This is a genomic window from Pyruvatibacter sp., from assembly GCF_040219635.1.
Taxonomy (GTDB): Bacteria; Pseudomonadota; Alphaproteobacteria; order CGMCC-115125; family CGMCC-115125; genus Pyruvatibacter.
The window spans coordinates 101,523-121,726 of sequence record NZ_JAVJSC010000001.1 but is presented as its reverse complement, the minus strand read 5'-3'; the positions used below and the strand labels follow the sequence as shown (position 1 = coordinate 121,726).

The window sequence follows — 20,204 nt, the reverse complement described above, 5'->3', positions numbered from 1 at the left end:
TTACTCGCCTGTTGTGGGTGATGTGAGGGCAACGCGGTGGGTGTCCGGCGTCCACTGCGTGGGTTCGTGGCCAAACAGCACGCGCGCACCGGCAAGCGACGCTGCAAGGCTCTTGAGACCTTCAATGCTTTGCGCACCCGCCTCTACGTCATACCAAAGCCCGCCGGGGGCCGTGTAGGTGTAGGTGGCTTCAAGGTGGGCAGCATCAAACGTCAACACCGTTGGGCCATCAGGTGTGTTGAGCAAAGCCGAGGCATGGCCCGCCGTATGGCCGGGCGTTGACAGCAGCCACAGTGAGCCATCGCCAAAAAGATCAGCCGCTTTTAGATGCTGCATGTCGAGGAGGTGCGTATCCATGGTTTCAACGCGCATGTCGGCGGCAAGCTGGTTGCGCTTATAGCCTGCCAGTTCGCGGGTCATGCTCTGGATGCCGTCAAGCTCCGCGTCGGTTGTGAGCACAACCGGGTCGTAACGCGCCAGCACCTGTTCCAGCCCGCTGGCGTGGTCGCCATGAAAGTGCGAGATGAATATGTAGTCGATGCTGTCGATGTCATCAGCCGCCAGTTGCGTGACAACATCGCGACCCACCACATTGCGGCAGCCGATGGAGATGACCATCACCACCGAGTAACTGCAATCACCCGCCTTGAGGCCTGCGTCTAGCAGCACGCGCTTGCCGCTTGGGTGCGTCACCAGATAGCTGATGGCGGGCACCCATATGTCCTGCGCATACTCGGCCGGCACGCCTTCCACATCCGGGTCAATGAGAATGCCGGGGCCGGCCAGCACCTCGCCGGTAACATAGGCGGTTACGTCGAGAGCGACGGGGTCTGCAACAACTTCGTCCCAGCTTTGGGGTGCATCCGCAGCATCACGCCAGCCCTGCGTTTCAACCGGCGTGATCTCGCCGATGTCGCAGGCTGCAAGGAGCAGCGTCAGAGCAACGGCACTCCCAAGTCTTTTGGCGATGCGGATGATCATGTGTGTTTTCCTATGCAGCGGGTGTGAAGATGTTGACGCCGGGTTTGCCATCGGGGCCCTCTTTGGCGGGTTCGACGGTGCCGGGCGCGCCCAGCATCTCTTTTTGTTTCATGGTTTCAAGCAGCGCCGGGTCAGCGGGAACATGTGCCACGAAGCGGTGGCCGGAGTCGGTCTTGCGGCCGATCACAAGGCCAAACTGCGCACCCTCGCGGCCATGCACAACGGTGTATGTCTCGATCTTGCCGTTGCCCTGTGGGGCTTCATCCACCGTGGGGTGATCCAACGCGTCAAGCTCGGCCTGATAGGTGGCAGGGTTCTCACGCTGCCACGCACCTTCCTTTGGCTGCGTTGAATACACACCGATGGAGTGTTTGGTGACAAACCAGCCATTGGCCGTGCAGATGCCTTTTGAGCCGGGCTTGGCGCGCAGCTTGTCCAGCATGGTGACGATGGAGTGCATCACATAGTTGTTGCCTGCACCGCCAAAATACGGAAGCCCGCCGGTGATGGTGAACGGGCGCGGGTCATCCAGCGACAGGCCCAGTTCCTGCGCGCCAATCTGTACGGCAGACGGGAAGCACGAATACAGGTCCAGATACTCCATATCGCCGATGGACATACCGGCCATGTCCAGCGCCTTGCGGCCCATGGTGCGGATGGCGGGAGACGAATGATAGTTCACGCGCTCTGACACATACCAAAGGTCGTTGGCGTCTGCACAGCCATGCAGATAGACCCAGCGGTCTTCGGGAATGCCAAGCTCACGCGCCTTGCCGACGCTCATCATCACAACGGCCGCCGCCTGATCGACGCGAATGATTGAGTTGAGATACTTCGTGTACGGAAAGCCGACATAGCGGTTGGTCTGGGTTTCAGTCGCAATTTCTTCGGGCGAGCGGAACGTGGGGAACCATGCATACGGGTTGTCTGCTGCCACCCTGGTGAACTTTGAAAACAGCTTTCCAAGCTCAAGCTGATGGTCAGCGACCGTGCGGCCAAGCTGACCGCGAATAGCGTTTTCGAACAGCGGATAGGTGTTGACCGGAAAAAACATGGCGTGGCGACGTTCCATTTCGTTCACGCCGGGTTTTTCAACACCAATATGCGTTGGTTCGCCGCCGGGATCATCGCCCCATGTCAGGCTCTCACCCTGATTGAGGGCTGAGAGCATGGTTGCCAGACCTTCAGAGCCTGCCAGCAGCGCGCAATCGGTTTCGCCATTGGCAATTTCCTCGGCGGTGCGGTTGACCAGCCATTGCGGGGTGTTACCGCCGGTGGCGGTGTACAGCTCACGGGTGGGCTTGGCACCAAGCTCGTTGGCCAGCGTGCGCGGTGCGTTGGTGTACTGGCCAAACGGCAGGCGTCCGGCTTCGGGCGAATCTGCCGTGAAGCGCACCACCGCGACCGTATCCAGCGCCCTGGTCAGCGCGTCGCCGCATTGTGAGTCAGCCAGCGCACGCCTGGCCGCTTCTGCCATCAGGCCCATGGGTGAGAGCGCATCGGCCACGGCCACGCCCTTTTGGGTGATCTGGCCGCCGCCGACGAGAATGGGGGTGTTTGCTTCGGGCATGATGTCTCCTGAGTTTCCTGGATTATGGCGAATAGCTAAAGCGGGTCACGTCAGCCCAGATAGCGCGAGAGGCGGTCACATGCCTCTTCAAGCACCTGCGGGCGTTTGCAAAAACAAAAGCGAATGTAATGCCGCGGAATGTCCGGCGATGCAGGCGCGTAAAATGCGCTGATGGGTACAGCAGCAACTTTCGCCTGCGTGGTGATGCGGCGGCAGAACGCATCGTCGGTTTCATCGGTGTCGAAAGGGCGGATGTCCGCCGTCAGAAAATACGTGCCTTCGCAGGGGCTGATATCGAAGCCGACCTTCTCAAGGCCGCTGCGCAGGATGTCGCGCCTGGCTGCCAGATCGCCAGCCTGATCGCGGAAGAAAGCGTCTTCCTTCCCAAGCCCGTAGGCGACGCCGAGTTGCAGGCCGGGCGGCGTTGTGAACACAAGGTTTTGATGTGCCTTCGAGACAAGGCTCACAAGCTCCGCAGAGCCGGTGATGAAGCCCACCTTCCAGCCGGTGAGGGAGAATATCTTGCCTGCTGACTGTATTCGCACCACGCGATCTGCCATGCCGGGCATGGTCATCAGCGGGCTGTGCGTCAGACGGTCAAAGACCATGTGCTCATACACTTCGTCACACACGGCCACCACATCATGGCGCTGGCACAGCTCGGCAATGGTGCTGAGTTCGGCAGCGTCGAGAACCCGGCCAATGGGGTTGTGAGGCGTGTTGACCAGAATGAGTTTGGTCTTGGCGCTAAACGCTGAGGCAAGCTCGTCGAGGTCCAGATGCCACGTCGGCGGGTGCAGCTTGACGCAGCGTGCGGTGGCACCTGCCGCCTCGATGACAGGCAAATACGTGTCGAAGAACGGTTCAATCAAAATGGCTTCATCGCCGGGGCTTAGAAGCGCACTCAGTGAGGCAGCCAATGCCTCCGTTGCGCCGGACGTGATGAGCACCTGCGTGCGCCAGTCCAGATCAAGCCCGTAGAAGCGTTGAGCGTGGGTTGCCACAGCCTCGCGCAGTTCCGGCATACCCATCATCGGCGGATACTGGTTCGGGCCGTCGGTGATGGCACGGGCGGCAGCAGCGCGAATGTCGGCGGGGCCTTCGTCGTCCGGGAAACCCTGCCCCAGATTGATGGCTCCGGCCTCAGTCGCCAGCCCTGACATCACGGCAAAGATGGTGGTGCCTTGAGACCCGTATGTTGGATTGGGGGCTTTCATCGGGTGCAGCGCGGAGTCCTGTTTGAAGAAGTGCCGCGCTCACATGCCAGCAACGCCTGATTGTTGGCAACCCATGACGCATCCCGGCGATGACACGCCGGGCAGCGGAAATGGCTATTAAACGGGCTATCTAGATGCCTACAATTTGTGCTCTATGATTAAATAGTGGGCGAAAACCATTTCGCCTGCCGTGAAGCCTCAATCCGCCATTAACGAAATATCTGATTCCAAACAACTTTCCGGCCTGCTCCTGACTGGCATGAGGCGTGCTATATGCGGGCACATGGGAACCGGTACTGGTTCCCTGCGTGTCCGGAGCGGTTGTCGGGCATGGGTTGCGTAGAGGGAGGCCCGCAAGAGGCATGAAAAAAATCGAGGCAATCATCAAGCCGTTCAAGCTCGACGAAGTAAAAGAGGCTTTGAACGACGTGGGCCTGCAGGGCATTACAGTGACCGAAGCCAAAGGCTTTGGCCGCCAGAAGGGCCATACGGAGCTTTATCGCGGTGCTGAATATGTGGTGGATTTTCTGCCGAAGGTGAAAATTGAAATCGTGCTGGGCAACGAGCAGGTGGAAGCCGCGCTCGAAGCCATTCAGGCTGCGGCCCGCACCGGGCGCATCGGCGATGGCAAGATTTTCATTACCAATGTCGAGGAAGCCGTGCGGATCCGCACCGGCGAAACCGGCGACGCTGCTATTTAGGCTTCGCGTGATAGCGAGGCCCGGTCGCGCTGCTGGCACGCACGGCAGCAGGCCAAAATCGGGGGGCTGAGGGCATATCTGCCCAAGGTTCATGAGTTTCAAATCGCCATGCAGGGGCTTGTGCCCCTGCATGGCGGACGTACCAGCACCGACAGCTCCAGTGAGGGGCCGTCGCGCTTTAAGACCACAAGGAAAGGAATAACGCCTATGTCCGATGCCGCTTCAATTCTGGCGATGATCAAGGAGAAGGACGTCAAGTATGTTGACCTCCGCTTCACCGATCCGCGTGGCAAGATGCAGCACGTCACTTTCGATACAGACCTCGTGGACGAGGATCTGTTCGCAGACGGCACCATGTTTGACGGGTCGTCGATTGCCGGCTGGAAGGCCATCAACGAGTCCGACATGGTTTTGATGCCGGATCCAGACACTGCCACCATCGATCCGTTCTATGCGCAGACCACGCTCGCCATCATGTGCGACATCGTGGACCCAACCGGTCAGGCCTATGAACGTGACCCGCGCACAACGGCGAAAAAAGCTCTGGCCTATCTGCAGCAGACCGGGATTGGCGACACAGCCTATTTCGGCCCGGAAGCCGAGTTCTTCATTTTTGACGATGTGCAATTCTCATCCGACCCATACAACACGGGTTTCCGTCTTGATTCAGTCGAGCTGCCGACCAACACCGGCACCGAATATGAAATCGGCAACCTGGGTCACCGTCCGCGCACCAAGGGCGGCTACTTCCCCGTGAACCCGGTGGACAGCGCGCAGGATCTGCGCTCTGAAATGCTGACGGTCATGAAGGAAATGGGCGTCGATACTGAAAAGCACCACCACGAAGTGGCGGCTGCACAGCATGAGCTGGGCATGAAGTTCGACACGCTGGTGCGTGTGGCTGACAAGCTGCAGATCTACAAATACGTGGTTCACAACGTGGCACATGCTTATGGCAAGTCCGCCACGTTCATGCCCAAGCCCGTGTTTGGCGACAACGGTACCGGCATGCACTGCCACCAGTCGATCTGGAAAGATGGCAACCCGCTGTTTGCCGGGTCAGGCTATGCTGACCTGTCAGACATGTGCCTCTACTACATTGGCGGCATTCTGAAACACGCCAAGGCCATCAACGCCTTCACCAACCCCAGCACCAACTCCTACAAGCGTCTGGTGCCGGGCTATGAAGCACCGGTTCTGCTGGCGTACTCGGCCCGCAACCGCTCTGCATCATGCCGCATTCCGCATGGCTCAGGCCCCAAGGCGAAGCGCATCGAAATCCGCTTCCCTGACCCGACCGCCAACCCGTATCTGGCGTTCACGGCCATGCTGATGGCGGGCCTCGACGGCATTGAAAACAAGATCCATCCCGGCGAGCCGATGGACAAGGATCTGTACGCCCTGCCGCCTGAAGAACTTGCCAATGTGCCGACCGTTTGCGGCTCACTGCGCGAAGCTCTTAACTCGCTGGACGCGGACCGCGACTTCCTCAAGAAGGGCGGCGTGTTCACCGACGACCAGATCGATGGTTACATGGAACTGAAGTGGGAAGAGGTCATGCGCTATGAAATGACACCGCACCCGGTTGAGTTCGATATGTACTACTCGGCCTAAGGCTACGCATAACCGCTGCGCTTCTTGTGCAGCGCAAACAGAAAAAGCCGGGGCACACGCCCCGGCTTTTTTATTTGTGTGCGGATTATCGCGCAAAGACTCAGTGTTTGCCATATCGGTCAACATGGCTGACTCGATAGTTCTTGATGCTGCAGCGCAAAGAGATTCAGACTTTGGGCAACACAAACAAGGGAGGTTTTGAAGATGACGCCACCCACGCAAAGTGCAGCCGCATAACACAAGACACGACGAAACGAGGCCCTTAAACGGGTGCGTTGAAAAGCCAGAGGAGATTAGGCCGTCGGGCGGATTTACAGGCGCATGGAAGCGCATCCCTCACCCCCGGCACCCGGAGCGGGAACTCAACTTGGTTCCGCAGATCATCGTCTGGTCGCATGGCAGCAGCCATCCGCACGCGCACGTTGTCAGTGCCTTGATATATGCCCGGCCCAATGGCTAAGGGCGGGAGACCCACTCCCAAAAAGACGGCCCCGCGAGATGCGCTGCATCCACCAAGGCGGGGTCGTCGCTTTTTTGGGAGCCCCGGCAGGCGCTGCTGCGGACCTGATCCGGAGTTGGCCCGCAAACCATCACCTGCACAGCGTATGCGCATGGACCCCGGATCAAGTCCGGGGATGCGACAGGGAGCAAGCCAATGTCTTACGCTGCACGCGCCGCATTCATGGCCTTGGCGGTTTTCTGCTCATTGCCCATATATTTTCGCAACGCCTTGAATGTGCTCATGCCGGTATCCGGCTCCAGCCCTTCGCCCATGCGGATCAACTGAAGGCAATACCAGCCCTGCGCACCCCAGGCGTTGAGGCCCCGGAACAAATCAATAGGGCTGTTCGGCCCCAGAAAACGGGTCGGCCCAAGGCGAAATGTCTTTTCCCATTTTTTGGCTTCAGTGACTTCACCATCCAGCATCTTTTGCGCAATCGCAGCGTCAACACATAGCGGGCGGGCAATGCCCACAACGTCTGCATCGCCGGACACAAGCGCTTCGTTCATGGCGTCAACCGTGCGGAACCCGCCTGTCACCATGAGCGGCGTGTTTTTGACGGCCTTGGCCATGTCCGAGGCATATTCCAGAAAGTAGGCTTCGCGTTTGCGGGTGGAGGAGCGCACTTTCTCCTCGTACACCGGCTCAAAGCCTTCGGTGTCCATCATCACCGGCTGCTCATAGTTACCGCCGGAGACTTCCAGCAGATCAAGGCCTGCTTCATCCAGCCACCGGGCCACCTGGATTGAATCCGTATGGCTGAAACCGCCCTTTTGAAAGTCAGACGAGTTGAGTTTCACCGAAATGGGGAACGCGGCTCCCACCGTCGCGCGCACTGCCTTGACGGTTTCCATCAGCAACCGCGCCCGGTTTTCAAGCGAACCGCCCCATTCGTCCGCACGCTGATTGACCAGCGGGTTCAAAAACTCGGAAATCAGGTAACCGTGCGCCGCGTGCACCTGCACGCCGGTGAAGCCGGTATCCCTTGCAACGCCTGCGGCAAAGGCGAAGCGCTGAATGATGTCACGTATTTCATCGCCCGTGAGCGCGCGCGGCTTGCCGAACTGGCCGCCAGGCATTTTGACTTCGATTGCCGACGGTGCCACCGGTTCGCTGCTCACCGCGGCGGGTGTCTGGCGGCCCGCATGGGAAAGCTGCATCCACAGATGAGTACCGTTGCGCGTGCCGGCCTGCGCATATGCGGCCAGGGCTGAAAGCTGTTCGTTGGACTGAGGCCCTTCGATTACCACATTGCCGGGCCGCTCAAGGTAGCGACCGTCCACCTGCACATTGCCGGTCAGCAACATACCCGACCCGCCATCTGCCCAGCGCTGGTAAAGCCGCACATGGCGATCCGTTGCACGGTTGAGCGGGTCAGCCAGCCCTTCCGTCATTGCGCCCTTGGCAATGCGGTTTTTCAGAACGGCGCCACATGGCAGCGTCAGGGGGGACGAGATATTTATATCGGGCATGGTATCGCCTTTGAGCAAAAATGGATCAGATGGGCAGCACGTTAGCAGAAAACATTACCCCCACCGCGCGCCCATAGCGCCAGCGGGTGTAAACTAGGATACGAATCATTTTCCACGTCGACACACGGCACCAGCAGAAGCCTAAAGCTGCTTCTGCCCTGCCCGACTCCGCCCGGATGGAGCCGCATGGCCCGCGCCAAGAAGAAACCCGCAGCGTCTGCCGACGCGCCCGATCTGTTTGAGACACCCGCCGCAAAAGCCCCCGCGCGCAAGGCGGCTGCAAAAGACGCGTCATCATCGAGCACAGACAGCAGCGGCTATTCCGCCAGCGATATCGAGGTGCTGGAAGGGCTGGAGCCGGTGCGGCGTCGGCCGGGCATGTATATCGGTGGCACCGACGATCGGGCGCTGCATCACCTGTTTGCCGAGGTTCTGGACAACTCCATGGACGAGGCCGTGGCGGGCCATGCCAACCGCATTGACGTGCATTTTGCTGCAGACGGAACACTGTCCGTCACTGATAACGGGCGCGGCATCCCGGTTGATCCGCACCCCAAGTTCAAGGACAAGTCAGCGCTGGAAGTTATCCTCACGACGCTGCACGCGGGCGGAAAGTTTTCCGACAAGGTATATGAGACCTCAGGCGGGTTGCATGGCGTAGGCGTGTCTGTGGTGAATGCCCTCGCAGAGCGGCTGGACGTGGAAGTAGCCCGCGACCGGCAGTTGTATCGTCAGAGCTTCGAACGCGGTCATCCGGTAACGAAACTGCAAAATGTCGGCAAGGCCCCGAACCGGCGCGGCACGACAGTGTCGTTTCGTCCGGACCCGGATATTTTTGGTGCGGGTGCCACGTTCAAGCCTGCCCGCCTCTACCGGATGGCACGTTCAAAGGCCTATCTGTTTGGCGGTGTTGAAATCCGCTGGTCCTGCGACCCGGCGCTGTTGGGCGACGCCACGCAAACGCCCGCGCAGGAAACGCTGCACTTTCCCGGTGGCCTTGCGGACTATCTGGCGGCCACAATTGATGGCAAACAGACTGTGACTGCCGAACCGTTTTCGGGAAAGCTCAAGGCCAAGGGTACACAGGGCACTGTTGAGTGGGCCATTGCGTGGCTCGGCAATGACGATGGCTTTTGCAATTCGTACTGCAACACCATTCCCACCGTTGACGGCGGCACCCACGAGGCTGGTCTTCGCGCGGCGCTGTCCAAGGCGCTTAAAGCCTATGGCGACCTGACCAACGTCAAGAAGGCGCAGGCAATTACCGCTGACGATGTGATGGGCACGGCCTGCATCATGCTCTCGGTGTTTATTCGTGAGCCGGAGTTTCAGGGACAAACCAAAGAGAAATTGTCGTCGGCCTCCGCCCAGCGGCTGGTGGAGACGGTGCTGCGCGACCATTTTGACACCTGGCTTGCGGCCAAGCCGCAGCAGGCTTCACGCCTGCTTGACTGGGTGATTGACCGGGCGGATGAGCGCCTGCGTCGGCGGCAGGAAAAGGAAGTGTCGCGCAAGGCGGCCACCCGCAAGTTGCGCCTGCCCGGCAAGCTGGCTGACTGCACCAATGCGAGTGCTGCGGGCTCGGAGCTTTTTATTGTTGAGGGCGATTCAGCCGGTGGCTCTGCCAAGCAGGCGCGCGATCGCAAGACGCAGGCGATTTTACCGTTGCGTGGCAAAATCCTGAACGTGGCCAGTGCCACCAGCGCCAAGCAGGCCCAGAACCAGCAGATTTCCGATCTCATTCTCGCGCTCGGCGTGCAGACCGGCACGCGCTATCGCGACGAAGATCTGCGCTATGAAAAAATCATCATAATGACCGACGCTGATGTGGATGGTGCGCACATCGCAACCCTGCTCATCACGTTCTTCTATCAGGAAATGCCGCAGCTCATTGCCAACGGACACTTGTATCTGGCAGTTCCGCCGCTTTACCGCATCGCCCAGGGCGGCAAGACCATGTACGCGGTGGATGACGCGCATAAAGACCGGCTGCTGGAAGACGAGTTCAAGAAAAACCAGAAGTTTGAAATCAGCCGCTTCAAGGGACTTGGCGAAATGCTGCCCGCGCAGTTGAAAGAGACCACCATGCGCCCCGGCTATCGCACGCTGCTGCAAGTGATGATTCCCGCCGACGATGCCGAAGACACCGCGACGCGGGTGAATGAACTGATGGGCACAAAGCCTGAATTGCGTTTCAGGTTTATCCAGGAAAATGCCGAATTTGCCACCGATCTGGACATCTAACAGCACAGTTTTGGGCCGGTAGCGGCGCTGTTTTGCGCAGGCGAAATGTGACCAAAAGCACGCAGTGGAAAGCTGCCCTGCATTCTGAAGACTTCTAATCCATTGACAATCCGGCGTTTTTTCTTATGTTGCAGCGCAAATAGAGGTGTGTTGCCGTCTTGTTGGTTTGTTGCGCAACTGCAACCAAACACCACGAGGGCTGGCCCGCAGCGTAAAAAGCGCATCGTGTCCGCTTCTGTTTGAGAGCACCCGGAAATTGGTTCCGTTGCTCTATTCGCGCGCCGCTACCGAGCGCGGCGCTTTCTTCAAACGTCCGGCGAGACTGCGGGAATACGCCCGGCATCCTCGCACATCGGACCCTGAGATTGACGCCCCCGGTTCTGCTTTTTTCTGATCTGAGAAAAGCGGCCCGCCCGTCCCCAATGAAACGAGACTTTATGACATTTGACGATTTCGGCCTTAACGCCGACCTGCTGAAAGCCATCCACGAAGCTGGCTATTCCGAGCCCACGCCAATTCAGGCGCAGGCTATTCCAAAGGCACTCGCCGACCGAGACATTCTGGGCATTGCTCAGACCGGCACCGGCAAGACAGCCTCTTTCACCCTGCCGATGATTGAACGCCTGTCTCAGGGCCGCGCAAAGGCGCGGATGCCGCGCTCGCTCATTCTGGAGCCGACGCGCGAGCTGGCTGCCCAGGTTGCCGAAAACTTTGAGAAATACGGCAAGTACCACAAACTCTCCATGGCGCTGCTGATCGGCGGCGTATCGTTCGGCGATCAGGACAAGAAACTTGATCGCGGTGTTGATGTGCTGATCGCCACGCCGGGTCGGCTGCTGGACCATGTGGAACGCGGCAAGCTGATGCTGACCGGGGTGCAGACCCTGGTGATTGACGAAGCTGACCGGATGCTGGACATGGGCTTCATCCCGGACATTGAGCGTATCTGCAAACTCATTCCGTTTACCCGGCAGACAATGCTGTTTTCCGCCACCATGCCTCCGGAAATCGAGAATCTTGCCAACAACTTCATGCAGGCCCCTGCCCGCATCGAAGTGGCGCGCGCCTCAACGACGGCGGAAAAAATCACTCAGCGCATTGTGCCATGTGGCAGCCGCGAGAAACGCGGAATGCTGACAGACCTCATCAAGACAGAAAACATCAAGAACGCCATCATCTTCTGCAATCGCAAACGCGACGTGGACATTGTGGCGCGCGCTCTGAAAAAAAGCGGGCTTGATGCATCTCCCATTCACGGCGATCTCGACCAGTCCGTCCGCACACGGACGCTCAATGCGTTCCGTGACGGCGAACTTAAGCTGTTGGTCGCCAGTGATGTGGCCGCACGCGGGCTGGACATTCCAGAGGTCAGCCATGTGTTCAACTATGATGTGCCAACTCATCCGGAAGACTATGTGCACCGCATTGGCCGCACTGGCCGCGCGGGCCGTGATGGCGCTGCGTTCACGCTGGTAACGCCGGACGACAAAAAGTATCTGGATGCCGTTGAAAAGCTGATCGAGAAGTCGATCGCCAAGATTGGCAGCGATGCCCAGGCTGCGAGTGAAGTACCAGCACAGGCCGAGGCGCTGGTCGGCACGGCGAAGGATGATGTGCCCGCGAATGCGGATGCGTCAGACGCTGATCACGATGATGCTTCACCAGGAACGCCCCCTGCAAAAGAGGGTGCAGGTGAGAGTGACGATGAGACATCCACCAACACGCGCAGCCGTGGTCGCCGTCGTGGCGGCCGGGGACGTGGGCGTGGTCAGCGAGCGCGTGCTGCGGAAACGGATGGCGTGTCAGAAAGTGCCGGGGAGACTGAAACCGCTGATACAGGTGCTGATGCTCGTGCAGAAACCGCCAAGGCAGATGAGCCGGGTACGGAGAAATCCGACGGAGCCTCCCGCCAGCGGTCACGCGGAAAAACCCGTGACAACAAGCGCGATGGTGGTGACCGTGAAACCGGGAGTCGTGATAGTGGGAGCCGGGGCCAGCGGGACCGGGTGATTGGCATGGGCGACCATGTACCAGCATTTATCCTGCGGCCGATCCGCAAATCCGATGCACCGGCGGACACAAAAACAGCTTCTGACGCTGAGGAAACTGAAAGCGACGCAGCCTAGCCAGCTCGGCACTGCGCGGCAAACTATTGCCGTTTTCTGTACAAAACTTCACTGGACGCCCGTTGTAAGCGCCCCCTACTATCTCTGCCAAGCACGCGCATACGGCGTGCATCAGGGAGAGTACAGGTATGAGTGTTTGGTCCGTTTTCAGGCGTGCAGCAGCGGTAACAGGTTCCGCCATCGTGTTGGCAGCATTTATGCTGACCGCCGGAGCTGTTGCAGCCGTCCCCGCCGATATGGCGAAACGTCTGGACCAGGATCTGACGCCGCTGGGCTCTGAGCGCGCCGGCAATGCGGATGGCACCATTCCCGCGTGGACGGGTGGGCTGTCGGGCGTTCCCGCAGGCATTACCTACAGCGAAGGAATGCACCTTCCCGACCCGTATGCGGGCGACACCATCAAGTTCACCATCACGCGCGACAATATGGGCCAGCATGGCGACCTGTTGACCGGCACGCACAAGGCACTGCTGGAGCGTTATGGCGATACGTTCAAAATGAATGTGTATCCGTCGCACCGTAGCTGTGCACAGCCAGAGTTTGTGTATGAGGCTAATCGCAAAAACGCGCTGACCGGCGTTCTGACCGATGGTGGCAACGGGGTGGACGGTGCAATCATGGGCAAACCCTTCCCCATTCCCAACTCGGGGTATGAAATCCTGTGGAACCACATGCTGGGGTTTGCCAATCACAAGATCAGCCGGCAGTTTGCGGCTATCATTCCCACCTCCGGCGGCGACTATATTCGCTACGCAGCGGAAGATGATGCGATTGTGCGGTGGAACGATCCGTCGATCAAAACCGCTGCCGGGCTCGACAACATCATGGCGCTGTACATTCTGCACACGTTGTCGCCGGTACGTGTTGCGGGCAACGTCATTCTGGTGCACGAGACGCTCAACCGTCTGTCAGACCCGCGCAAGGCATGGCAGTATTCGCCAGGTACGCGCCGGGTGCGCCGCGCCCCGAACATTGCCTATGACAACCCCGGCACCAACACAGACGGTGCTTCGACGGCCGATGCGTTTGGCGGCTTCAACGGTGCGCCGGACCGCTACACCTGGACGACGCTGGGCAAGCGTGAGGCATATATTCCGTATAACAACTACAAACTTCATTCTGACGAGTTGAAATACGATGACCTTGTGCGCCCGCGTCATCTCAACCCGGACTATGTGCGTTATGAGCGCCACCGGGTGTGGGTGACGGAAGCCTCGCTCAAGCCCAGCGCCAGGCACATTTATGATCGCCGTGTGTTTTATCAAAACGAGGACACATGGAACATTGTTGCCGCTGAACTGTATGACGCTCGTGGCGAATTGTGGCGCGTGCAGGAGTTGTATCCAACCACCGCCTATCATGTGCCCGTGTGTGCCACGAGCATGAACGGCGTCTATGACTTCAACAACGGGCGGTATCTGGCAGTGGGCCTCATCAACGAGGAAGAACCCATCAATTATTTTGCGACCGAACTGGATGAGAACCGCTACACGCCGCAGACCATCCGCACGATCGGGCGGTAGCGCATAGCCGCGCTCTGACTATGGTGCGCGCGTCACGGCCACCTATGCCCGCATGGTGTCTTCATCCGACAGCATCCGGGCATAGGCATCAATGTCGCTCTGCCGGAACTGCCGCAGGAGCAGGCGCTCAGTCTCTATTTCCATCGTGTGAACCTCGCACGAAAAAGGGCGGCCCCATAAACAGGGCCGCCCTTCTAACTTGGATCGTATGGCTTGCGCTACTTCTTGATCATCGACAGCACGCGCTTGCGCTTCTTGTCGTCGTAAGGCGGGCGGAACATTTCAGCCACCATCTTGGCTTTAGCCTGGTGATACACGGCTTTGGCGTGGCTGAAGGTCTTGAACCCGTCAACGCCGTGATAGCTGCCCATGCCCGACGGGCCGACACCGCCAAAGGGCAGGTCTTCCATCGACACATGCATAATCACGTCGTTCACTGTCACGCCGCCGGACGTGGTGTTGTCCAGCACGCGGCGCTCTTCGTCCGCATCCTTGCCAAAGTAATACAGGCCGAGCGGACGGTCCTTTGAGTTCACATACTCAAGTGTTTCCGACACATCCTTGTAGGTTTTCATCGGCAGCACCGGGCCGAAGATTTCGTCCTGCAGGACTTTCATGTCTTCGGTGGGGTTCTTGATGATGGTCGGCGGAATCTTGTTGTAGGGCTGCTGAGAGAAGTCCTCATTGGCCGGGTTGATCTCGATGACATCAGCGCCCTTCGCCTTGGCGTCGGCGATATAGCCGGTGAGGCGGTCGTAGTGGCGGTCGTTGATGATGGAGGTGTAGTCCGGGTTGTCCTTCATGGTCGGGAACATTTTCGTTACCGCCTTCTGGGCACCGGCCACAAACGCGTCTGCTTTTTCTTCGGGCACCATGACATAATCCGGTGCCAGGCAGATCTGGCCTGCGTTGAGGGTCTTGCCGGTCATTACACGGGCCGCCACATCGTCAATGTCGGCATCGCGGCCGACAATCACCGGGGACTTGCCGCCCAGTTCAAGGGTGACGGGGACCAGATTTTCTGAGGCGGCGCGCATCACATGTTTGGCGATGGAGCCAGCGCCGGTGAACAGCAAGTGGTCAAACGGCTGCTTGGAGAATGCTTCGCCCACAGCCGGGCCACCCGTAATGACGGCCACTTCGGTTTCGTCATAGGCCTGACGGAACATCTTCGCCATCAGTTCGGAGCACGCAGGCGTAAACTCTGAGGGCTTGATCATCGCACGGTTGCCCGCAGCAAACACACCTGCGAGCGGGGCAAAGGTGAGGTTGAACGGGAAGTTCCACGGGGAAATAATGCCGATGGTGCCCAGCGGCTGATATTCCACATGGGCCTTGGCGCCCAGCAGGCCAAGCGGGAACTGCAGCTTGCGCTTTTCAGGGCGCATCCACTTTTCCATATGCTTTTTGGCGTGGTCGAGCGGCCCGATAGAACCCATGACATCCGTCATCAGCGAGGCAACAGGGGCGCGGTTGCCAAAGTCTGCCATCAGCGCTTCAACGATCTCGTCCTTGTTGTCCACCAGCAGCGCGATGGAGCGGTCGATCCAGTCCTTGCGGCGCTTCACGCTGGCGGGGCCTTCGGTGATGTGAGCTTTTTTCTGGGCGTCCAGAATGGCGCGAATGCCATCTGACACAGCATCCGTGTTGGAGGTGTCGGGGGTCTGCTCCACTGCACTCATGGTGGTCTCCTCGTTTTTGAACGGCGGATCAATAAGTTTCCGCCGCTATTTGCATATGTCTTTTTGACTGGCGGCAGTATCTGCCCGCAGGCAAAAACCCTGACGTCTCAGACACATGCCACAATTCTGAACGAGACTATATCCGGCTTCCCCGCAAGTTGCGAGAACCGCCGCGCGCGCCCGCAAAACCCGCGGTTTTACAGCGAATCGCGGGGAATAGAACGCGCTTGGTTTAACCCGGTTTTAAGGCGCAAACCGTATAACACCTCATTGAAAAAGCCTCCCGGCGGTGCCCGGTGCGTTTCTCGCGTGCCGGTTGCTGACAGGAGGCAGCAGCAAAAGAGCCGATAAACGGCCTTGATGCATGACGATTTTGGGGGTTGGCCTGTGACGACGATGAGCGATACGACAGATCCAAAGGCATTGGCTGAAAAGGCCATGGCCGAACTCGCACAGCGCGCGCTGGACCCGACGCCCGACAACTATGAGCTTTGGTACACGGTGGCGTCGGGCGCAAACCCCGGCCTCAACCGCGAGATTGAAAAGCTTGCGGAGACCGGTACGCCGCTCGACGACACGTCTTTGAAGACGGTTCGCTCCAAATACATGTCACCGGCAAAATCCGACAGTGCCATTCTTGAAATGGGCGGCAAGCTGGAAGATGAACTGTCCGGCGTCATGCAGATGTTGGAATCCGCCACCAAGGATACGGGCGCATACGGCGCTTCATTGAGCGATGTGTCCGCGGCCCTTGATGGCGAACGCTCGCCTGCTGAAGTGCGCGTGCTGATGGAAACGCTTGTGACCGCCACCAAGACAATGGAAAGCCGCAGCAAGCAGCTTGAAGCGCGTCTGCAGGAAAGCAAAGCCGAAGTGACGCAGCTTCGCACCAACATGGAAGAAATCCGCACCGAGTCACTGACCGACCAACTCACCGGCCTTGCGAACCGCCGTAACTTTGACGAAACGGTTGCCGCGTGCATGGCCAACGCTACGGCTGACGGCTCTGCCTTCACGCTTGTGCTGGGTGACATCGACCACTTCAAGAAGTTCAACGACACGTATGGGCACCAGACCGGTGACCAGGTGTTGAAACTGGTGGCCCAGTGTATGCGCCACCATGTCAAGGATCCGCTCAAGCCGGCACGTTATGGCGGCGAGGAGTTTGCACTCATTCTGCCCCACACTGAAATTACTGACGGCGTGAAGCTGGCGGACGAAGTGCGGCGGACGATTGAGAGCAAGGAACTGGTGAAAAAATCCACCGGCGAAAACCTGGGTGCCGTCACCATGTCGTTTGGCGTCGCTCTTTTTGAGCCTGGCGAGAGCGCCGGCGACCTCATCAAGCGGGCTGACGCATGTCTTTATTCTGCCAAACATGCGGGCCGCAACCAGGTGAAGTGGGAAGTCAGCCGCGACCTGGAAGCGATTGCCAGCTAGACGGCCTGCGCATCCAGGCTGGGTGACGCTACGTCAAATCCGGCCTGGCGTGACTTGCACCAAATAGAGCAGCTTTTGCGCAGCGTGACCGTTTGACGGGGAACGCCTGCCCTTTATTGTCTCGCGCAAACCAACACGCGCCGGAGGCATACCCCTATGGACATGATTACGCTGGACCGCCACGACACCGGCGTTGCCGTTATCACGCTGAACCGGGCCGACGTGCTCAACAGCATGAACCCGCAACTGCTTGTGGAAATGCGCGCTGCGTTGCGCACCGTGCGGGATGACGCTGCAATGGGTGCGCTGGTTATTACCGGGGCGGGACGAGGCTTTTGTGCCGGGGCTGATCTGGCCGCAGGCTTTGAAGCACCGGACGCTGCCACCGTTGGCGACGGCGTGGCACATGGCATGGAAATCGGCTTCAACCCGATGATCCGTGAAATTGCCGAGTTCCCCAAGCCGGTGATTTGCGCGGTCAACGGCATTGCGGCCGGCGGCGGCGTGGGGCTGGCGCTGGCGGGCGACATCGTGTTCGCGGCAAAGTCGGCGAGCTTCGTGCAGGTGTTCGGCCCCAAGCTCGCATTGGTGCCTGACTGCGGGGTGACATATTTTATGCCGCGTCTCATCGGGCAGGCGCGCACGCGGGCGCTGGCCATGAGCGGCGACAAACTTTCCGCCGAGCAGGCTGCTGACTGGGGGCTGATCTGGGCCTGCGTTGAAGACGACAAGCTGATGGATGAGGCCATGGCCTATGCGCAGAAGCTGGCCGCCGGACCGACAGAAGCGTTCGCCGACATCAAGAAGGTGCTGGACGCCACTTACGACAATGATCTGGCCGCACAACTGGACCTTGAAAAAGAGACCCAGCGGCGACGCGGCAACCACCCCAATTTTGTTGAGGGTGTGTCGGCTTTCATGCAGAAGCGCGCGCCCAATTTCACACGCTGAAAAACAAACTCGCAACCGGGAGAAACACCAATGGACTTCAACAAAGTCAAAGTCGATATGGATGGCACCGTGGCCGTCCTCACCCTCAACGACCCAGCCGCCCTCAATGCCGTTTCGCCGGACATGCTCGAAGGGCTGGCGGATGCGCTTGAGTGGATTGATACACCCGACAACGGCGTGCGCTGCGTGGTGATGACCGGCGAAGGCCGTGGCTTTTGCGCTGGCGCCAACCTTGCCGGTGGCCGACCGGGCGAGCGCCCGGGCGAGCAGCGCTCCAACGCGCAGCCCGATGCGGGCCAGGCGCTGGAGCAAAAATATCACCCGATTTTGCGCAAGATCCGCAAACTGAAGATGCCGTTTATTACAGCCGTCAACGGCCCGGCTGCGGGCGTCGGCATGAGCTTTGCCCTGATGGGCGATATGGTGCTGGCCGGCAAGTCATCGTATTTCCTGCAGGCATTCCGCCGCATTGGTCTGGTGCCCGACGGTGGCTCTACATACCTGCTGCCACGGCTCATCGGCGTTGCACGCGCCAAGGAACTTTCGTTGCTGGGCGAGAAACTGCCTGCCGATACAGCGCTCAACTGGGGCCTTATCAACCGTGTGTATGAAGACGACGCGCTGATGGGCGAGGCGATGAAGCTGGCGCATGATCTGGCTGCCGGTCCCACGCGCACGCTTGGCCTGATCCGCGAAGCCTACGCCGACAGTTTCGACAACACCTACGAGGAGCAGCTTGATAAAGAGCGCTGGTTGCAGCGTGAAGCCGGCCGCACGGAAGACTTCAAGGAGGGCGTTAAGGCGTTTCTTGAAAAACGCCCGGCGCAGTTCAAAGGCAACTGATCTGGCACCATGCGCAAAACAAAAGGGCGGTGGGCTTAAATGCCCGCCGCCTTTTTTGTTGCCGCTTTCATTTTTCGTTGCGAAGGCGGCTTGGCCGCATCGGCCCGCAGCGCCACGCTCACAGCATCCCGCGCCCAGGCCACAAACTCGTCAGGCTCATCAAACAACCGCTCCGGCACCTGCCAATACGCCATGACACCGCGCTTGCCGGCTTTGGATTCATACGTGAATGGATTCATGCCTTCCGCCTCGAAGGCCGGACGGTTTTGGTCATCCACCTTGAAATACACGACGTCGTCGGCGATGAGTGCAAACATCAGCCCGTCCGCAAACAGCCCCGCACCGCCAAACATGCGGCGCGCGGTTACAGGCCCGAGCGGATGCAGAAGCTCAAGCAGAAAATTAGTGTATTCAGAGTGTGAGGCCATGAGCGTGACTGTGCCACAGTCACGCTGCGCCCTGGAAGCGCGGGATTATTGCGGCGCTGTTTCCTGAATTGGTGCCGGTTTGGCAGCCGTCAGCGTCACGCTTTCACCGCAGCCGCAGGCGTCGGTCTGGTTGGGGTTGTTGAACACGAAGCCTGAGCGCAGCTTGGTTTCTTCGTAGTCCATTTCCATGCCGAGCAAAAACAGGATGGATTTTGCGTCGATCAGAATTGTCACGCCCTTGTCCGTCACAACCTCGTCAAGCGGTGCGGTTTCGCTCGCATAGTCCAGCTTGTAGGCCATGCCTGCGCAGCCTGCGTTCTCAAGGCCAAGACGCACGCCTACAATCGGCTCGTCGGATTTGGCGATGATTGCCTTGATCCGGTCGGCGGCCTTGTCTGTGAGCGTTATTACCTGTCCTGCCATTTTCCTACTCTCTCGCTTGCGTCCTTGTCATGTGCTTACCGCGCGGGCCCGTTTCAAGCCGGGCACGAAACCAATCAGAACATGTTGAGCGCTACTTTGGCTTCATCCGACATACGTTCGGGGGTCCATGGCGGGTCAAACACCAGGTTGACCTTCACGTCGCCCACACCATCAACCGAACTGATCGCGTCTGACACCCATTGCGGCATTTCGCCTGCTACCGGACAGCCGGGCGCGGTCAACGTCATGTCCACTTCAATGTCACGGTCGTCTGACACGTCAATTTTGTAGATCAGACCGAGTTCATAAATATCAACCGGGATTTCCGGGTCATACACGGTCTTGATCGCGCCGATCAGATCATCCGTCAGGGCGTCGAGTTCCTCTGGCGGAATCGCGGATGCCTGGATGTTGGGCGCGGTTGCCGATGGCGCATCTTCCGCTGGCGTAACATTATCGCTAACTGTGTCGTTCATCTGCTCACCCC

16 protein-coding genes are annotated in these 20,204 nt (G+C 59.2%); 8 read left to right on the top strand and 8 right to left on the bottom strand.

Features of this window, described 5'->3' with window-relative positions; translation table 11 throughout:
- From RIB87_RS00520 to RIB87_RS00510, 3 genes are read right to left on the bottom strand one after another with little or no spacing between them, the layout of a single operon-like run.
- Complete coding sequence (locus tag RIB87_RS00520; protein WP_350142377.1) at positions 1 to 981, bottom strand: MBL fold metallo-hydrolase; 981 nt, start codon at positions 979 to 981, stop codon at positions 1 to 3.
- A 10-nt stretch (positions 982 to 991) separates the two neighbouring features.
- Complete coding sequence (locus RIB87_RS00515) at positions 992 to 2,551, bottom strand: acetyl-CoA acetyltransferase (protein WP_350142375.1); 1,560 nt, start codon at positions 2,549 to 2,551, stop codon at positions 992 to 994.
- A gap of 50 nt (positions 2,552 to 2,601) precedes the next feature.
- Positions 2,602 to 3,768 (bottom strand): aminotransferase, encoded by a 1,167-nt coding sequence (locus RIB87_RS00510; RefSeq protein WP_350142373.1) that lies wholly within the window; start codon positions 3,766 to 3,768, stop codon positions 2,602 to 2,604.
- Between the two features lie 362 nt (positions 3,769 to 4,130).
- Between RIB87_RS00510 and RIB87_RS00505 the strand changes: the two genes are divergently transcribed.
- A complete protein-coding gene (locus tag RIB87_RS00505) occupies positions 4,131 to 4,469 on the top strand; it encodes a P-II family nitrogen regulator (protein ID WP_350142371.1) in 339 nt (112 codons plus the stop codon).
- Positions 4,470 to 4,676: 207 nt separating this feature from the next.
- A complete protein-coding gene (gene glnA / locus RIB87_RS00500) occupies positions 4,677 to 6,083 on the top strand; it encodes a type I glutamate--ammonia ligase (protein ID WP_350142369.1) in 1,407 nt (468 codons plus the stop codon).
- Positions 6,084 to 6,743: 660 nt separating this feature from the next.
- Here glnA and RIB87_RS00495 read toward each other — a convergent pair.
- Complete coding sequence (locus RIB87_RS00495; protein ID WP_350142367.1) at positions 6,744 to 8,057, bottom strand: NADH:flavin oxidoreductase/NADH oxidase family protein; 1,314 nt, start codon at positions 8,055 to 8,057, stop codon at positions 6,744 to 6,746.
- 186 nt (positions 8,058 to 8,243) lie between these two features.
- Here RIB87_RS00495 and parE point away from each other — a divergent pair, with 186 nt between their 5' ends.
- The 3 genes from parE (at position 8,244) to RIB87_RS00480 (ending at position 13,950) form a co-directional block, all read left to right on the top strand.
- A complete protein-coding gene (parE, locus tag RIB87_RS00490; protein WP_350142365.1) occupies positions 8,244 to 10,301 on the top strand; it encodes a DNA topoisomerase IV subunit B in 2,058 nt (685 codons plus the stop codon).
- Positions 10,302 to 10,738: 437 nt separating this feature from the next.
- The gene (locus RIB87_RS00485) at positions 10,739 to 12,427 is read left to right on the top strand and encodes a DEAD/DEAH box helicase (RefSeq protein WP_350142363.1); all 1,689 of its coding nucleotides are present in this window, start codon (positions 10,739 to 10,741) and stop codon (positions 12,425 to 12,427) included.
- A gap of 128 nt (positions 12,428 to 12,555) precedes the next feature.
- Positions 12,556 to 13,950, top strand: coding sequence for a DUF1329 domain-containing protein (locus tag RIB87_RS00480; protein ID WP_350142361.1), 1,395 nt, complete (start codon positions 12,556 to 12,558; stop codon positions 13,948 to 13,950).
- A 218-nt stretch (positions 13,951 to 14,168) separates the two neighbouring features.
- Here the strand turns inward: RIB87_RS00480 and RIB87_RS00475 are convergent, their stop codons facing one another.
- Entirely contained in the window at positions 14,169 to 15,632 is a 1,464-nt protein-coding gene (locus RIB87_RS00475) for a coniferyl aldehyde dehydrogenase (protein WP_350142359.1), read from the bottom strand.
- A 396-nt stretch (positions 15,633 to 16,028) separates the two neighbouring features.
- On the opposite strand from RIB87_RS00475, the gene RIB87_RS00470 reads away from it, so the two are divergent.
- From RIB87_RS00470 to RIB87_RS00460, 3 genes are all read left to right on the top strand, one after another.
- Complete coding sequence (locus RIB87_RS00470) at positions 16,029 to 17,072, top strand: GGDEF domain-containing protein (RefSeq protein WP_350142357.1); 1,044 nt, start codon at positions 16,029 to 16,031, stop codon at positions 17,070 to 17,072.
- 156 nt (positions 17,073 to 17,228) lie between these two features.
- Positions 17,229 to 18,023, top strand: coding sequence for an enoyl-CoA hydratase-related protein (locus tag RIB87_RS00465; protein WP_350142355.1), 795 nt, complete (start codon positions 17,229 to 17,231; stop codon positions 18,021 to 18,023).
- Between the two features lie 30 nt (positions 18,024 to 18,053).
- Entirely contained in the window at positions 18,054 to 18,866 is an 813-nt protein-coding gene (locus tag RIB87_RS00460) for an enoyl-CoA hydratase/isomerase (RefSeq protein WP_350142353.1), read from the top strand.
- 35 nt (positions 18,867 to 18,901) lie between these two features.
- Here RIB87_RS00460 and RIB87_RS00455 read toward each other — a convergent pair whose 3' ends face one another.
- The 3 genes from RIB87_RS00455 to RIB87_RS00445 form a co-directional block, all read right to left on the bottom strand.
- The gene (locus tag RIB87_RS00455; protein ID WP_350142351.1) at positions 18,902 to 19,294 is read right to left on the bottom strand and encodes a TfoX/Sxy family protein; all 393 of its coding nucleotides are present in this window, start codon (positions 19,292 to 19,294) and stop codon (positions 18,902 to 18,904) included.
- Between the two features lie 45 nt (positions 19,295 to 19,339).
- Complete coding sequence (locus tag RIB87_RS00450) at positions 19,340 to 19,717, bottom strand: HesB/IscA family protein (RefSeq protein WP_350142349.1); 378 nt, start codon at positions 19,715 to 19,717, stop codon at positions 19,340 to 19,342.
- 74 nt (positions 19,718 to 19,791) lie between these two features.
- On the bottom strand, positions 19,792 to 20,193 hold the full coding sequence (locus tag RIB87_RS00445) for an SUF system Fe-S cluster assembly protein (protein ID WP_350142348.1): 402 nt from the start codon (positions 20,191 to 20,193) through the stop codon (positions 19,792 to 19,794).
- Positions 20,194 to 20,204: the final 11 nt, after the last annotated feature.

What these genes read in the sequence shown, in the direction of transcription:
- RIB87_RS00465 (WP_350142355.1), top strand. Translation starts at nt 17,229, where the DNA reads ATGGACATGATTACGCTGGACCGCCACGACACCGGCGTTGCCGTTATC.
- RIB87_RS00470 (WP_350142357.1), top strand. Translation starts at nt 16,029, where the DNA reads ATGAGCGATACGACAGATCCAAAGGCATTGGCTGAAAAGGCCATGGCC.
- RIB87_RS00520 (WP_350142377.1), bottom strand. Translation starts at nt 981, where the DNA reads ATGATCATCCGCATCGCCAAAAGACTTGGGAGTGCCGTTGCTCTGACG.
- RIB87_RS00455 (WP_350142351.1), bottom strand. Translation starts at nt 19,294, where the DNA reads ATGGCCTCACACTCTGAATACACTAATTTTCTGCTTGAGCTTCTGCAT.
- parE (WP_350142365.1), top strand. Translation starts at nt 8,244, where the DNA reads ATGGCCCGCGCCAAGAAGAAACCCGCAGCGTCTGCCGACGCGCCCGAT.
- RIB87_RS00480 (WP_350142361.1), top strand. Translation starts at nt 12,556, where the DNA reads ATGAGTGTTTGGTCCGTTTTCAGGCGTGCAGCAGCGGTAACAGGTTCC.
- RIB87_RS00515 (WP_350142375.1), bottom strand. Translation starts at nt 2,551, where the DNA reads ATGCCCGAAGCAAACACCCCCATTCTCGTCGGCGGCGGCCAGATCACC.
- RIB87_RS00445 (WP_350142348.1), bottom strand. Translation starts at nt 20,193, where the DNA reads ATGAACGACACAGTTAGCGATAATGTTACGCCAGCGGAAGATGCGCCA.
- glnA (WP_350142369.1), top strand. Translation starts at nt 4,677, where the DNA reads ATGTCCGATGCCGCTTCAATTCTGGCGATGATCAAGGAGAAGGACGTC.
- RIB87_RS00505 (WP_350142371.1), top strand. Translation starts at nt 4,131, where the DNA reads ATGAAAAAAATCGAGGCAATCATCAAGCCGTTCAAGCTCGACGAAGTA.
- RIB87_RS00475 (WP_350142359.1), bottom strand. Translation starts at nt 15,632, where the DNA reads ATGAGTGCAGTGGAGCAGACCCCCGACACCTCCAACACGGATGCTGTG.
- RIB87_RS00510 (WP_350142373.1), bottom strand. Translation starts at nt 3,768, where the DNA reads ATGAAAGCCCCCAATCCAACATACGGGTCTCAAGGCACCACCATCTTT.
- RIB87_RS00485 (WP_350142363.1), top strand. Translation starts at nt 10,739, where the DNA reads ATGACATTTGACGATTTCGGCCTTAACGCCGACCTGCTGAAAGCCATC.
- RIB87_RS00460 (WP_350142353.1), top strand. Translation starts at nt 18,054, where the DNA reads ATGGACTTCAACAAAGTCAAAGTCGATATGGATGGCACCGTGGCCGTC.
- RIB87_RS00495 (WP_350142367.1), bottom strand. Translation starts at nt 8,057, where the DNA reads ATGCCCGATATAAATATCTCGTCCCCCCTGACGCTGCCATGTGGCGCC.
- RIB87_RS00450 (WP_350142349.1), bottom strand. Translation starts at nt 19,717, where the DNA reads ATGGCAGGACAGGTAATAACGCTCACAGACAAGGCCGCCGACCGGATC.